The sequence below is a fragment of the Mesorhizobium sp. WSM4815 genome (genome assembly GCF_055811575.1).
Map to the genome: position 1 here is coordinate 46,101 of NZ_JBVVQS010000088.1, position 12,674 is coordinate 58,774.

Consider the following 12,674-nt stretch of genomic DNA (forward strand, 5'->3'; position numbering starts at 1 on the left):
AATGGAAAACAAAAAGATGAAGAAAGTCTATGTGGCAGGCCATCGCGGCCTTGTTGGATCCGCCACAATGAGAGCCCTCGAGGCTTTAGGTTCCTATGAGATAATAACACGTACTCACGACCAACTGGATCTATTTGACCGGAGCGAGACGCGCAGGTTCTTCATGTCGCGGCGGCCTGATTACGTCGTAATGTGCGCCGCAAAGGTTGGTGGTATACTGGCGAACGCTAGCTCCCCTGTCGATTTCCTTCATAACAACCTCGCGATTCAAGTCAGTGTTTTTGATGCCGCTCACGCTTCCGGCGTCGAACGGATGATTTTTCTTGGCTCCTCGTGTATCTATCCACGCGACTGTCCGCAGCCGATACGGGAGGAATACCTTCTCACCGGTCCGCTTGAAGCGACTAATCGTCCTTACGCTTTGGCAAAAATCGCAGGTGTCGAATCATGCTGGTCTTTCAACCGGCAGTACAAGGCGCGCTATCTCGCGTTGATGCCGACCAGCTTATATGGTCCCGGCGATAATTATCACCCCGAAAATTGCCACGTTCTGCCCGCTCTGATACGCCGGTTTCATCAAGCTAAAATGAACGGCGATTCCTCGGTGGAGGTCTGGGGATCCGGAAACCCTCGGCGAGAGTTTATGTATTCGTCGGATGTAGGCGATGCCATTGCGTTCCTGCTTGGCCTGCCAGATTCAGATTTTGACGCCTTAACTGCCCCCGACACTGCGCCCCTGATTAATGTTGGCGTTGGCGAGGACGTCACAATTCGCGAGGTGGCGGAACTCGTCAAGGCGGCGGTCTGCTGGAAGGGCGATTTGGTATTCGACACGACGAAGCCAGATGGTACTCCGCGCAAGTTACTGGACGTAACGCGCTTGCGTAACCTTGGCTGGAAAGCCAAAACGTCCCTTGGCGCCGGGTTGCAAGCGACCTACGAGGATTTTCTCCGCCTTCATGGGGCTTGACGTGGATGCGCGCATCCTGGTTGGACTGCATGTCCGACCGGGTGCAAGCTGGCTCAGTCAGGCCAAACAGGGACGCATACATGCCCAGAGGGGGCCGCAATATTGGCCTGTGCTAACGTTGCAAACCGGACCTCTCTGCCACCGGCGATGCAGAGGATCACCCAGAAGCTTGGCCAAGCCAATGGGAGGCCGCACAACGGGGCGCACCTGGAACGGCTGTGCGTGAGCGTCGTCAGCTCAAGCCACGAGTTAGAACTGCTCAACCTCACGGGAGCCGCTGCCTACGAACCTGGCCTCGACACGGACGCCAACCAGGCCCGCATCATGCCCCGGGGCAGTCCTTGTCCAAGGCGGTGCAAACGGAAATGGCGGACGTCGACGGTCAACTCGCGCTTATCCGCAGGCGATCGCGTCGCCATCCAAGATCGCGCCTTTTCGGCGCGGTCGGGCACCCTTCCGATCGGATTCAGTCGGCGTTGTTAGCGCCGAACTCACTCGCCTCAACGTCATGGCGCCACAAGCGCGGATTTGCGGCGCCATGGTGCGGGCATTTACAACCCTGCTGCAGCGGGTCTCGTTGATGGCGAAGCGGCTTGCCCTGAACCAGTCGCTCGCGTCTGCAGCTCGCCAAGCTGTCGCGCAGCGCGATCATCCTGATGCTCTGGGATGGCAGTGGCAGGCGACCGCCTATGCGGTGAGCTTGGCTTGGCTCGATTGGCATTATCATATCTTTTACGAAAAATGCTGTTCATTAGTCCGAGTTACTTAAAAGAATGAGTCGGACCTGCGCGGATGGCAGCATGAATCGGGATTTTGATCACTACCAGGAGAAAATATTCCTTTCATATCTACTCGCCGCGCCAACGCAACGGACGCAGAGACGGTCGGCCGTTTCAGTCACGCGCTACTCGATGAACTCTCTGGCGGGAAAGCGCCCACGCCCGACGTCGTGAGACAAAGCGCGGAGACAGTGCTTGCCGACGCCGGCGTGGTCGCTGTGATCGCAAGTGCAGATGACGAGCCGGTCGGCATCATGGTGCTGAATGAATGCACGGCGATCTATGCAGGAGGCAAGTTCGGCTACATTTCGGAGCTGTATGTTCGAACCGACAAGCGCTCCAAAGGGATTGCCCCTCATCTGCTTGAGGTCGCCTCGCAGGAAAGCCGTGCTCGTGGTTGGAAGCGACTTGAGGTTGGAGCGCCCGGGCAACCAAAATGGAAGCGCACGCTCGATTTCTATCTGCGGAACGGGTTCGAGGAAGTCGGCCCTCGGCTCTGTCGGATAATCTAGACTCAGAGTTTGCTATAGGCTGGCTCAAAGCAACCTGCCGCACAATGTGACGGAACGGAAGCGGAACCATATTAATGCTACAGCCGAATGGTCGATAGTTGGCCATTTTCGCAGGTTAGGGCCGTCGGGGCCTTTTGCATCAGCGTTTTGGCTTTGGACTTCCTCGCGTTCTGCGACGAGGCGGGCATTGTGACGCCTCTGGCGATCGACCTCCGTTTCGGCTTCGAGGATACGCTTCAGCAGAGCGGCGTTCTCGGTGCCCAGGCGCCGCACTTCGATCTGCAGAACCTGGAAGCCATCGCTGCTGGGCGAGCTGCCGGGCCCGCTCGGGTGCGGCCTTGTTCCAGACGGCGATCCGGGCATTGGAGCGTTTGATGAACGGCTTCAGGGCGTGCGATAAGGTCGCCTCGGCAATAAGCGTCACCGCGTCCTTCTTCTCGCTCTTCACCAGGAACAGACGGTTGCGGTCCTGCTGGGTGGAACGAGAGACCAGCGGAGCCGTCATTGCCAGCAACCGGTCGATCAGATTCGGAGCCGCATGTCGCCGTCGGCGATCGAAGGAGCGCCTTTGCGCGCGTTTCACCTTTGCGCCGGCCCGGGGCTTGGCCCACTCGACGAAGATACGATGCTCATCGAGCGGATGGCGCCAAGGGCGGACGGCCGCCCTTTGATACGGTGATGATGTTGAAGATCATGGTGCTGCAGGCGCTCTACTGTCTCTCGGACGATCAGGCCGAGTGTCAGATCCAGGACCGGCTGTCGCCGGTGGGCATGGCCCGCATATCCATCCCATGGATGCATTATATCCAAACAATCAAGTTTACCCATCCGTCATGATGCTGCATAGCGCCGTACAGGAAAGCCAATGTCCCGTGCTTTCCAGCTCACGTTCACGAGCGTGGACTTTGTAGGAAGACCAAGGCGAAACCGGCGCATCATAAGGGGCAGAGTATCCATGAACGGAATGGCGGCGGGGCAGGCCGGATCTGGGCGTTTTATTGCTTTAGAGGGGTTGAGGGGGCTGGCTGCAGTTGGCGTCCTCTTGTCTCACGCCCTCTTCGCTGTCGAGCCAGGGATATTCAAAACCATGTACCCGTTGGCGCAAGCAGCGTGGCCAGAAATCGGATGGCCTGCTCAGCTTCTAACTCTCCCCCCATTCAGCATGCTTATCAACGGAAGCTTTGCGGTTTGTGTATTCTTCGTTCTAAGCGGCTTCGTCCTTACCAAGTCTTTTGCTGACACTGGAAATGCGTCGGTGCTTGTATCCAGAGCAATCCGACGGATACCCCGCCTCGGCATTCCAATCGCAGCTTCAATCGTTTTTGCCGGTACCATTTTTGCCATGGGGCTGATGAGAAATCTTGAAGTTGCCCCACTCACGGGCTCGGTCTGGCTGACCTGGTATTACCCTAGCTCAATTACGGCCGCGACCATCGCCCAGGAGGCCCTATATGAGTCCTTATTTCTCGGTAAGAACAAACTCAATTCACCACTCTGGACGATGTCCATTGAGCTCGTGGGTTCATACTTAGCCTTCATGTTCGCCTTCGCTGCGAGGTGGTTCACCTTCGCCCTCGTCACAGTTTTTGCCGCGGCTCTCTCTTTTGCGGTCCATATAGCTTACCTGCCCTTCGCCTTGTCGTTCGGGGTCGGCGTCCTCCTGACTCGCGTTTCTCCAGCGAAATGGCCTCACGAAGCTAAGATCGTAATCTTTCTTGCTGCCATCTATCTTGGCGGCTTCTCAAACGCCATCTTGTATGAGCCGATCATCAAACTCTCCCCAATCGACTTTAATCCCCTGAAGGACGCAATGCACTGCGTCGGTGCAGCCTTCCTTGTCGCTAGCGTTCTCGCGCTTCCATCGCTTCAGCGAGCCTTCTCGTCATACTTTTTCCCACTCCTAGGTCGATTGTCGTTCTCGGTCTACCTTCTTCATTTCCCTGTCCTTTGTTCCCTCGGGTGCTTTGTCTATCTCTGGACTATCCAATGGGGGCATGCCATTGCGGCTAGTAGCACTGTCGTCATTGTACTTGTAACCACCATCATTGCTGCGGTGCCGTTTCAGCGCCTTGTAGACGTGAAGTCCATGGAAGTAGCCAAGAGGGTGGACCAATACCTGAGAGGTTTTTGCGTAAGACTGCGGAGGCGTAGACTGGCGCTGCGCTCAACCATTTGAGCGGGACAAACATAGCTAATCATTCTGACCTCAATAAAACGAAAGGTGCCCTGCCTTGGAAGAATTCGTATCACGCATCGCCACCAATGTCGGCGTCGACCCGGCTCTCGCAGACAAGGCCGTTGGCATGATGCTGGGTTTCCTGCAACGCGAGGCAGCCGACGGTCCCGCTGCGCGCATGATCGAGGCCATTCCCGGAGCTTCGGAATTAGTGGCGAAGCATGATGGTGAGGACGCAGAGAGCGGCAGCGTCCTCGCCGGAGGCGGCGTGGTGGGTTTCGGCCAGCAATTGATGAACGAGGGTCTCAGCCTGGGAAATATCGCCGGCCTTGCTAACGAGACGATCGCCTTCGCCAAGGAACATGCCGGCGACGAACTCGTGGACGAGGTCCTCAATTCCGTTCCCGGCCTTCCCCAGTTCGCCTGATCAGCAGCAGCCCGGTGGCATACGATTGTCGTGCGCCCGTCTCGGCCCGCTTGCGCAGCTAGAGCAGACTCGACTTATTCCGGGTCATAGCCGTCTGCCTCGAAATAGTGCCTGCATTCCTCGGCCGTGAAAGCTGCGAGGCAGTTGGCCACGACCGACGTTCGTCGATGGTTCGGGTTGCAGCCTTTCTCAGGAGAGCCTTGAGCTTCGAGAAAGCCATCTCGATCGGGTTGAAGTCGGGCGAGTATGGCGGCAGGAACAGGAGCCGCGCCAACCTTCTCGATCACCTCGCGCGCGCCGCTGATATTGTGGGCGGGCAGGTTGTCCATGACCACGATGTCGCCGGGGCGAAGCTCGGGTGCGCGGACCTGCTGGGCGTAGGCGAGGAAGGCACAACCATTGATAGGGCCATCGAGCAGCATTGGCGCCGCCATGCCGCCCAGCCGCAGGCCGGCCGTGAAGGTGGTAGTCTTCCAATGGCCGTGAGGAACGGCCGCCCGGCATCGTTCGCCGCGCAGGCTGCGGCCACGCAACCGCGCCATCTTTGTGGATGCTGCGGTCTCATGGACGGAAATCAGCCTCTCGGGGTCGAGATCGAGCTGGCCATCGAACCAGGTTCTGCGGCGGCGCAGGACATTGGGGCGCTGCTGTTCGGCGGCGTGCGCCGTCTTGTTTTGAAACGTGATGCCGCGCCGGTCGAGGTACAGCCGGACCGTGGACGACGCTGCCCGCACGCCACGCTCGGCGGCAAGGCGCTCCCCGATCTCAGCAAGCGTGATGTCCGGCGCGTCCTCGATGAGGCCAAGAATAAAGGCCTCATGCGCATCGAGCTTCGAACGCGACGGCTGGCCCTGCTTGCGCGCTTCCATCTGGCCGGTCTCGCGATAGCGGCGATACCAACTCCCGGCCATCGAAATACCGATCCGGATGCGACGCGTCGCCTCCCGCGTCGAATCCCGACTTCAATGGCCGCAATCACGCGCCCACGAAGGTCCGCCCTTGGGCTCCTCATCATCATCACATCCTCGTAAATCACGGGGACAGTGAATCAGACAGGATCTTCGCGTCATTCCCAAACCGACCCTGTGTTAATCGAAGATGCTCGAGGCATTCTCCGCCGAGTGTTCCGTACGGACCCCTGCCAGATCACCAACCGCCGGGCGCGCGAAGCGAAACCTTGCAGTTCATTCGTCTACCCCAAAATCGACCTCGGGCGTACCGATGTGCATAACTTTAGGCGGCAAAGGCTTGTCCTGAACGCTTTCGATGAAGCCCGCGAGATAAGCAAATATATTGTACTTCTCAAGTACCAACCGCTTCGCCTCTCGTATTGCACCGCGACGTTCCTTCCAGAGGTCCGAGTTGATTATTTCTCGGATCTTTTGAATTACGTTCTTGTCCTCTGGATCAATCAGAACCATTGAATCCGGCGGAAAGAACCTCGTGATTGCCGGGCTGCCGTAATAGATCGGCATTGTTTCAGCAACGAAGCAGTCCATAAGCTTCTCTGTAAAATAGTAATCAGCTCTAGTATTCTCGAAAGCTATACTGTAGCGGTAAGGTGCAAGTGCGTCCCATTTATCTCCAATCAGGTGAAAACCTCGGCCGAACAGGTCGAACTCGATCTCCTCTCTCAGCCGCTCCAAAAACGCCAGCCGATATCGATGTCCTTTAAGCAGGGCGATGTTGCTGGTAATCCATGAGAGCCGACGCGGCTTGTCAACGACTTCGCTGACCAGAAGTTGGTCATATGACTTTCTTACAGACCAAGACCGAGTGATAGGTGGAGACAAGACGAACCGACGCCCTGCATTCTGCTGGGCTACCAACTCTGCGTCAGACGTCAAAACGATGGTATTTTCCCCCTGCCCTAGATGGAGGGCGCGATGAGCTTTCGTCGGCGGTTCGCCGATCGCAAAAATTGTCCTGTTCGGGCTCGCCTCGATATCAACAGGAAGTCCAAAAACAGAAGGAGAGTTAAAGATTATATGCCAATCCGGCGTGAAGGATGTCTTGCGGACAAAAGCGACATCGTTCCAGATTCCACTGCCCTTTGGAGTGAGATGGTGGATGGCGTCATCCAGACCGCCCCAAGAATCGAGGCATGCAGCAACAATGGGCGCCGGACGTTCCGTCAGCAATTTGGCGCTAGACAAAGTAGTTCGACCCCTTCACTTCGGTGGTACCGGCAGTAATTTCTGCACCAGGGCCAGACCTCTCTGCGCCTATTCCCGTCGTGAGATGAAGCTAAAACGATCGGAATCGATGGCTAAACGGGACGCAGGTAAGCCCTTCGATATCGAAAAGTTTGGGAGAACTGCACAAAGGCTTGTAACCCCTCCTCCTCCATCTCAATCGGCTTCCATAATCTAGCTCTGACTATTTTTGATGCAGTTTGGGAGTTCTGTCCAGAGTCTTCTGCAAATTTGCGATCACGGTCGCCGGTGTTGGCGGGTCAGGCGCGGCGTCTTCAAGTAACGCATGCGCCCAGCCCGCCCGCCGCCGTCAGGCGGCCTTGGGCTGCTCCAGCTTGCGCAGCATCTCCTTCTTGTTCTCGGCCAGGTGCTCCATGTTGAGATTCGCATGGCCTCCAGCCAGTTTTCGTGTGTTTCGACGGCGAGCGCGCGGACGAGCCGCAGACAGCTCTCAGCGCTGGGAAAGATGCGCACCACATGGATGCGCCGCTTGATCTCCTGATTGAGCCGCTCCAGGATCTTGGTGCTCTTCAGGCGCTTGTGATGCTGGCGTGGCAGCCGGTTGAAGGTGAGCGTCTCCTCGATGTTGTCCTCCACCCACTGGCACAGCTTGGGGCAGCGCGTCTCCCACTTGGCCAGCCATTGGGCGAGGTCGGGCCGCACTTCGGAAAGGTCGCGCCGGTCATACATCCAGCGCAGTACCTGCAGGCAGTCATCATCGATCCATTGGGCCGGCAAGATGTCTCGCGAGCAGATCGAAGCCGGCCGTGCCTATGACCGCCTTCTCAAGCGCGGCGCCCAGCCGAAGGGCTCAAGGCCATCGTCGCATGGTTCAAGCGCCTGTGGATCAAGTTCATCGGTTGATCAGTGTGCGGCCGACGGCATCGCCTTTGCAAGCAAAGATCAGGTTGACGACGCCTTCGGGAAAGCCGGCCGCGCACATTGCGCCTGCAACAAGCGGCGTCTGTGCGGCAGGTTTCAATATCACAGTGCAGCCCGCCGCCAGAGCCGGTGAGATCTTGCGCACCACCATTGAAGCCGGGAAATTCCATGGCGTGATCGTGCCAACAACGCCGATTGGCTGCTTGACCACCAGCATGCCCCGGTCAGTCGAGGGCGGGAAGATCGTCTCGCCATAGATGCGGTTGGCCTCTTCGGCATACCATTGCAGATATGCCGCCGCATGCGAGACTTCCGACTTGGCTTCGGCAAGCGGCTTGCCCATCTCAGCTGTGAGGATGCAGCGAGGTCGTCGGCGTGGTCGATGATCAATTGATGCCAGCGCCAGAGCGAGTCCCGGCGATCCCGGGCGGTCAACGCCGCCCATCCAGCCTGCGCCGTATAAGCCTTGTCGATCGCCGTGCGCGTCTCAGCGGCCATGTCGGGTAGCTCTGCCAACACTTCGCCGGTGGATGGATTAAAGACCCTCGAACTTTCGCTCCCCAACAACGTGCCAAGCGTCGGCATGCGGTCGACAGCGCCGAACAGGTCGGGGAGTTTCAGATGGCGCATCAGCGGCTGGCACGCAGGCATCCCGGCTTTCTCTTCAAAACGGCGGTTGGCTGCGTCAGGATGTGTAACCGCACTTCGCATAGGACCTCGAGCGACGGGCCCCTGTCGACCTGCCGACCGCGTTATGGAACAGGAACGACCGTTCCTGGAACGAGAATTCCTGTTCAGCGCCTTTCTCGCCCGCACGCCTGGCGGGGGCACCGAGCGTTGAGCCCTGCGACCTAATAACCGCAGCGCAAGGCATGGCATCCACGCATCCGCGGGAAGCGGCAATTTGGCCTAAGCTTTGACGGCGCCCGCGCGCCTGACGGCGCGTGCCGGGTGCTCGTGAACCGAGCCCACTTTTTCTTCGACAGGCTCAGGCGGTCTCGGCCATCCGGCTTCGCCCCCTGGCGGGGCAGCCTGTCGGCTGCTGACGGTCGCCGGCCTGTCGGCCGACGCGGTTTGTCTGTTGGCCTTTCCCGGCGGCGCGGGGTGGGCGGCACTCCCTTCTAGGCCCGCCGCGGCATCCCGCAACCCTTCGCTTCGCTTCGGGTCCTCCTCTTCGTTCCGGTCCTTCGGATGCGGTCCGCCTCCGACGGCGGGCCTTTCCGGTCGTTTTCGCCGCCCACCCCGCTTCCGGGGGAGGGCGCAATTGGCGAACGGAGGACCAGACAATGCGTGCAAACAACAAGCATTCCGGCAGCCGCGAGGCTGGCGCGGGCAAGGGCGGGCGCCCGGGCGCCAGCCTTTATCAGGAGATCACGGACCGCATCATTGCCGAACTGGAGCGCGGCACCGTGCCATGGGTCAAGCCATGGGGCAGCTCAAAGGCCGACCTCGGCCTGCCGAGGAATGCCGCCACCGGGCGCCGCTATTCCGGCATCAATATCCTGATCCTGTGGGGCGCCGTCATCGAGCGCAGCTATCCCGGCCAGAACAGGCTGACCTTCCGGCAGGCGCTTTCCCCTGGCGGCAATGTCAGGAAGGGCGAGCGCGGCACAACAATAGTGCATGCCGACCGCTTTGTCCCCAAAAACGAGAAGGAGCGCGCCAAGACAGACGGCGACGAGCCGCAGACGGTGCCGTATTTGAAGCGCTTCACCGTCTTCAACGTCGCGCAGTGCGACGGCCTGCCCGAGCACCTTTACGGCAACGCCGAACCGCTGCCCGAACGCGAGATCATCCCACAGGCCGAGGCGCTTATTCGAGGAAGCGGCGCGGATTTCCGTATAGGTGGCGATCGCGCTTTCTACATGCCCGCCAGCGACACCATCCAGGTGCCGCCGCAGCCGGCTTTCTTCCACCAGATCGACTACTACCGGACCTGCTTTCACGAGCTTGGCCACTGGACCGGCCACCCGACGCGACTCGGGCGCGATCTGACAGGCTCGTTCGGCTCCAGGACCTATGCGCGCGAGGAACTGGTTGCCGAGATCGCCGCAGCCTTCATCTGCAGCAGTCTCGGCATCGAGCCGACCGTGCGCCATTCCGATTACATCGGCTCATGGCTGACGGTGCTGTGCGAGGACAATCGCGCCATTTTCCGCGCGGCCAGCCATGCCTCGAAAGCCGCCGACTTTCTTCTTGGCTTTAACGCCGAGGCCGAAGCCGCGCAACAAGACGAGATCGCGGCATGAGCGCGCCCGATCCCGACACCCTGCAGACCGAACCGACCCCGCAAGGCGAGCAGACGCTCATTCCCGTGTCCGGCCGGTCACCACGCGCAACCGCCTTGCCCTTTTGGCCCACGCGCCGCGCAGAAGCCGCTCGATATCGGGCTGTTCGATGACGCCGCCAGAAATCAACTCGACCTGATTTGAGAGGAGTTTTCCCATGATCTTGATCACCGACGAACTGCGCGCCCAGCTGCTCGCCAATGGCGCAACCGACATCGAGACCGACCATGTCCCGGTGGTAAAACTGTTCGATCCGACCGGGCCAGCAACCTGGCTTCTCACCGAACTCGACGCCGACGGCGACACAATGTTCGGCCTTTGCGACCTCGGCTTCGGCTTCCCCTGAACTCGGCAGCGTCAGCCTTGCCGAGCTTGCAAGCGCCCAGGGGCGGCTTGGCCTCGGCATCGAGCGCGACCTCTGGTTCAAGGCGCGCTTTCCGCTCTCCGTTTACGCCCAAGCGGCGTGCAGCGCCGGCCACATCACCGAAGCCGAGCGGCTGCTGCGACAGGCAGCAGAGGCCCTCGGCAACGCCCATCAAGCTTCCGCCGAACACGGCGGAGCAAGAGCGCCGATAAGGCGCAAAACCGTCCCCGCCGCATCGGCCTTCGGCCATTCCCGGCGGGGACAATCGCACCCCAAACGAAGGAGAAAGACCATGCAGCTTGCCCATATTCCGCTCGACTGACTGAACATTTCCGCCCTCAACTTTGCGCGACGCAAGACGCGCACCGGATATCGCCGACATCCTTCCGTCCGTCCGCGCGCGCAGCGTCCTCGTGCCGCTTCTGGTGCGGCCCAACGGCTCGCCGGAAAGCTTCGAGATCGTCGCCGGACGGCGACGCTATTTCGCCGCGAAGTCGCTCGCCGACGAGCGCGGCGAGGGCGATGCCTTGCCCTGCGCCATCATGGAAGACGGCGACGACGCCGATGCGCTCGAGGCCTCGCTGATCGAAAACTTCGTCCGCCTCGATCCCGACGAGGTGTCGCAGCGGGAGACGTTTTCGCGGCTGATCAAGGAGGGCCGCAGCGTTGCCGACATCGCCGCCACTTTCGGCATCACCGAACTTCTGGTCAAACGCATTCTGGCGCTCGGCGACCTTTTGCCGAAAATAGGGGAGGCCTATCGGCGCGAGGAAATCGACGCCAAGACGGCACGTCATCCGACATGGCCTCCAAGGCGAAGCAGAAGGATTGGCTGGCGGTTTATGCCGATCCGGAGCAATACGCGCCGCGCGGCGACCAGTCGAAACAATGGCTGTTCGGCGGCCAGTCGATTTCCTCAGAGGTGGCGCTGTTTGCCGTCGAGGATCATCCGGGCCTGATCGTCTGCGACCTGTTCGCGAGAACAGCTATTTCGCCGATGCCGACCTGTTCTGGCAAAAGCAGAACGAGGCGATCGCCGCCAAGCGCGACGCCTGTCTGGAAGCCGGCTGGCCCGAGGTGGCCGTGCTGGAACCGGGGCAGCATTTCCAGTCATGGGACCACAAAAAGACGCTGAGGAAGAAGGGGCGGCAAGTCTTCATATCAGACTCGCATCGCGGCGCGGTCGAGTGCCACGAGGGCTGGCTGTCGCGCAAGGAGGCCCGCCGCGCCCGCGCGCAAGGCGAGGGCGGCGAGCACGAAGAAACCCCCGCCAAGCCGTCGCGACCGGAACTCACCGGGCCGATGCAGAACTATGTCGATCTGCATCGCTACGGTGCCGTGCGTACCGCCATGCTCGACCATCCGGGTGTCGCACTGCGCCTGATGGTGGCGCATGCCATCACAGGTCCGGGCCTGTGGCAGGTTCGCCGCGAGCCGCAGCGCACCGCCAATGAAGCGTGGCGGCAAGCCTCGCAGCTTGCAAGGCCGAAGCCGCATTCGCCGAAAAACGGCGCGAGGTTCTTGCCCTGCTCCGCGCCGGACGAGGAGGGAGCGATAGCCGGCGGCAATGGCGACGCCTTTGCCCTCGCCACCGTCTTCGCCCGTTTGCTCGCACTTTGCGACGACGACGTCTTGTCATGGCCGAGACGCTCGAGGCCGGCAGCGCCGTGGTCGAAGCGGTCGGCAACCAATCTGAGCATCGACTGGGCGCACGGTCGATCAATGGGCCGGGGTCCAGCCGCTGTTCGTCCGCGAATAGGTGCCAAGCCGGGCGGCGGCTCTTTCGAGTGCCGCCGCCCCGCTTGCCTGCCGCTGGAATGCTGGCTGATGCGAAAACGAGGCGATGACAGCCCGATCACGCTGACCGGCGAAGCCGGCTTGGCTTCGTCGAAGATCCGTTTGGCTCCATATACACCGTGCCTTCGCGCACGCCACTGCTGATGATGGAAGTCGGCTTCGGCGTGTCGCTGCCCTCGCGCCGGCGCTTCCATGGCGAGCCGGTCATTCGCTGATATCGCAAAAGTCCTGAAACACCCTTCCCAGACCAGACGCGCCTGGTTCCCCTTAGCTGGTGCCATTGC

Annotated in this window: 10 protein-coding genes and 5 pseudogenes; 10 read left to right on the forward strand and 5 right to left on the reverse strand. The window is 60.3% G+C overall.

Going from position 1 to position 12,674, the window contains the following annotated elements; genetic code table 11:
* Position 1: 1 nt before the first annotated feature.
* From AC0L2B_RS11130 to AC0L2B_RS11155, 6 genes and pseudogenes are all read left to right on the forward strand, one after another.
* Positions 2-970 carry a GDP-L-fucose synthase family protein gene (locus tag AC0L2B_RS11130; protein ID WP_065010672.1) on the forward strand — a complete coding sequence of 323 codons (969 nt, stop codon included), beginning with the start codon at positions 2-4 and terminating at the stop codon, positions 968-970.
* A gap of 538 nt (positions 971-1,508) precedes the next feature.
* Positions 1,509-1,739 carry a hypothetical protein gene (locus AC0L2B_RS11135; RefSeq protein WP_473745394.1) on the forward strand — a complete coding sequence of 77 codons (231 nt, stop codon included), beginning with the start codon at positions 1,509-1,511 and terminating at the stop codon, positions 1,737-1,739.
* A 201-nt stretch (positions 1,740-1,940) separates the two neighbouring features.
* Entirely contained in the window at positions 1,941-2,261 is a 321-nt protein-coding gene (locus AC0L2B_RS11140; protein ID WP_245430168.1) for a GNAT family N-acetyltransferase, read from the forward strand.
* A 648-nt stretch (positions 2,262-2,909) separates the two neighbouring features.
* Positions 2,910-3,023, forward strand: a pseudogene (locus tag AC0L2B_RS11145) (transposase); the annotation flags it as partial.
* 103 nt (positions 3,024-3,126) lie between these two features.
* Positions 3,127-4,437, forward strand: coding sequence for an acyltransferase family protein (locus AC0L2B_RS11150; RefSeq protein WP_473533048.1), 1,311 nt, complete (start codon positions 3,127-3,129; stop codon positions 4,435-4,437).
* A gap of 55 nt (positions 4,438-4,492) precedes the next feature.
* Positions 4,493-4,864: a hypothetical protein gene (locus AC0L2B_RS11155; RefSeq protein WP_065010667.1), complete on the forward strand. Its 372-nt coding sequence runs from the start codon at positions 4,493-4,495 to the stop codon at positions 4,862-4,864.
* 74 nt (positions 4,865-4,938) lie between these two features.
* Here AC0L2B_RS11155 and AC0L2B_RS11160 read toward each other — a convergent pair.
* The 4 genes and pseudogenes from AC0L2B_RS11160 to AC0L2B_RS11175 all read right to left on the reverse strand — a co-directional run bounded on the left by AC0L2B_RS11160 (position 4,939) and on the right by AC0L2B_RS11175 (position 8,820).
* A pseudogene (locus AC0L2B_RS11160) lies at positions 4,939-5,879 on the reverse strand (IS630 family transposase).
* Between the two features lie 169 nt (positions 5,880-6,048).
* Positions 6,049-7,020 (reverse strand): glycosyltransferase family 10 domain-containing protein, encoded by a 972-nt coding sequence (locus AC0L2B_RS11165; protein ID WP_473745396.1) that lies wholly within the window; start codon positions 7,018-7,020, stop codon positions 6,049-6,051.
* 349 nt (positions 7,021-7,369) lie between these two features.
* A pseudogene (locus AC0L2B_RS11170) lies at positions 7,370-7,776 on the reverse strand (transposase); the annotation flags it as partial.
* Between the two features lie 136 nt (positions 7,777-7,912).
* A pseudogene (locus tag AC0L2B_RS11175) lies at positions 7,913-8,820 on the reverse strand (aldehyde dehydrogenase family protein).
* Between the two features lie 407 nt (positions 8,821-9,227).
* On the opposite strand from AC0L2B_RS11175, the gene AC0L2B_RS11180 reads away from it, so the two are divergent.
* Positions 9,228-10,190, forward strand: a complete 963-nt coding sequence (locus AC0L2B_RS11180; protein ID WP_473745397.1) for an ArdC family protein — start codon at positions 9,228-9,230, stop codon at positions 10,188-10,190.
* A 57-nt stretch (positions 10,191-10,247) separates the two neighbouring features.
* Here AC0L2B_RS11180 and AC0L2B_RS11185 read toward each other — a convergent pair whose 3' ends face one another.
* Positions 10,248-10,388: a hypothetical protein gene (locus AC0L2B_RS11185; RefSeq protein ID WP_473547935.1), complete on the reverse strand. Its 141-nt coding sequence runs from the start codon at positions 10,386-10,388 to the stop codon at positions 10,248-10,250.
* Here AC0L2B_RS11185 and AC0L2B_RS11190 point away from each other — a divergent pair.
* The 3 genes and pseudogenes from AC0L2B_RS11190 (at position 10,387) to AC0L2B_RS11200 (ending at position 12,534) form a co-directional block, all read left to right on the forward strand.
* Positions 10,387-10,805 (forward strand): annotated as a pseudogene (locus AC0L2B_RS11190) (DUF2958 domain-containing protein). The gene AC0L2B_RS11185 and the pseudogene AC0L2B_RS11190 sit on opposite strands and share 2 nt — an antisense overlap.
* Positions 10,806-10,937: 132 nt before the next feature.
* Positions 10,938-11,552, forward strand: coding sequence for a ParB/RepB/Spo0J family partition protein (locus tag AC0L2B_RS11195; protein ID WP_473745398.1), 615 nt, complete (start codon positions 10,938-10,940; stop codon positions 11,550-11,552).
* Positions 11,482-12,534 carry a hypothetical protein gene (locus tag AC0L2B_RS11200; RefSeq protein ID WP_473745469.1) on the forward strand — a complete coding sequence of 351 codons (1,053 nt, stop codon included), beginning with the start codon at positions 11,482-11,484 and terminating at the stop codon, positions 12,532-12,534. Before AC0L2B_RS11195 ends, AC0L2B_RS11200 begins: the two co-directional genes overlap by 71 nt.
* Positions 12,535-12,674: the final 140 nt, after the last annotated feature.

What these genes read in the sequence shown, in the direction of transcription:
- AC0L2B_RS11200 (WP_473745469.1), top strand. Translation starts at nt 11,482, where the DNA reads ATGGCTGTTCGGCGGCCAGTCGATTTCCTCAGAGGTGGCGCTGTTTGC.
- AC0L2B_RS11185 (WP_473547935.1), bottom strand. Translation starts at nt 10,388, where the DNA reads ATGGGAAAACTCCTCTCAAATCAGGTCGAGTTGATTTCTGGCGGCGTC.
- AC0L2B_RS11135 (WP_473745394.1), top strand. Translation starts at nt 1,509, where the DNA reads ATGGTGCGGGCATTTACAACCCTGCTGCAGCGGGTCTCGTTGATGGCG.
- AC0L2B_RS11130 (WP_065010672.1), top strand. Translation starts at nt 2, where the DNA reads ATGGAAAACAAAAAGATGAAGAAAGTCTATGTGGCAGGCCATCGCGGC.
- AC0L2B_RS11180 (WP_473745397.1), top strand. Translation starts at nt 9,228, where the DNA reads ATGCGTGCAAACAACAAGCATTCCGGCAGCCGCGAGGCTGGCGCGGGC.
- AC0L2B_RS11150 (WP_473533048.1), top strand. Translation starts at nt 3,127, where the DNA reads ATGTCCCGTGCTTTCCAGCTCACGTTCACGAGCGTGGACTTTGTAGGA.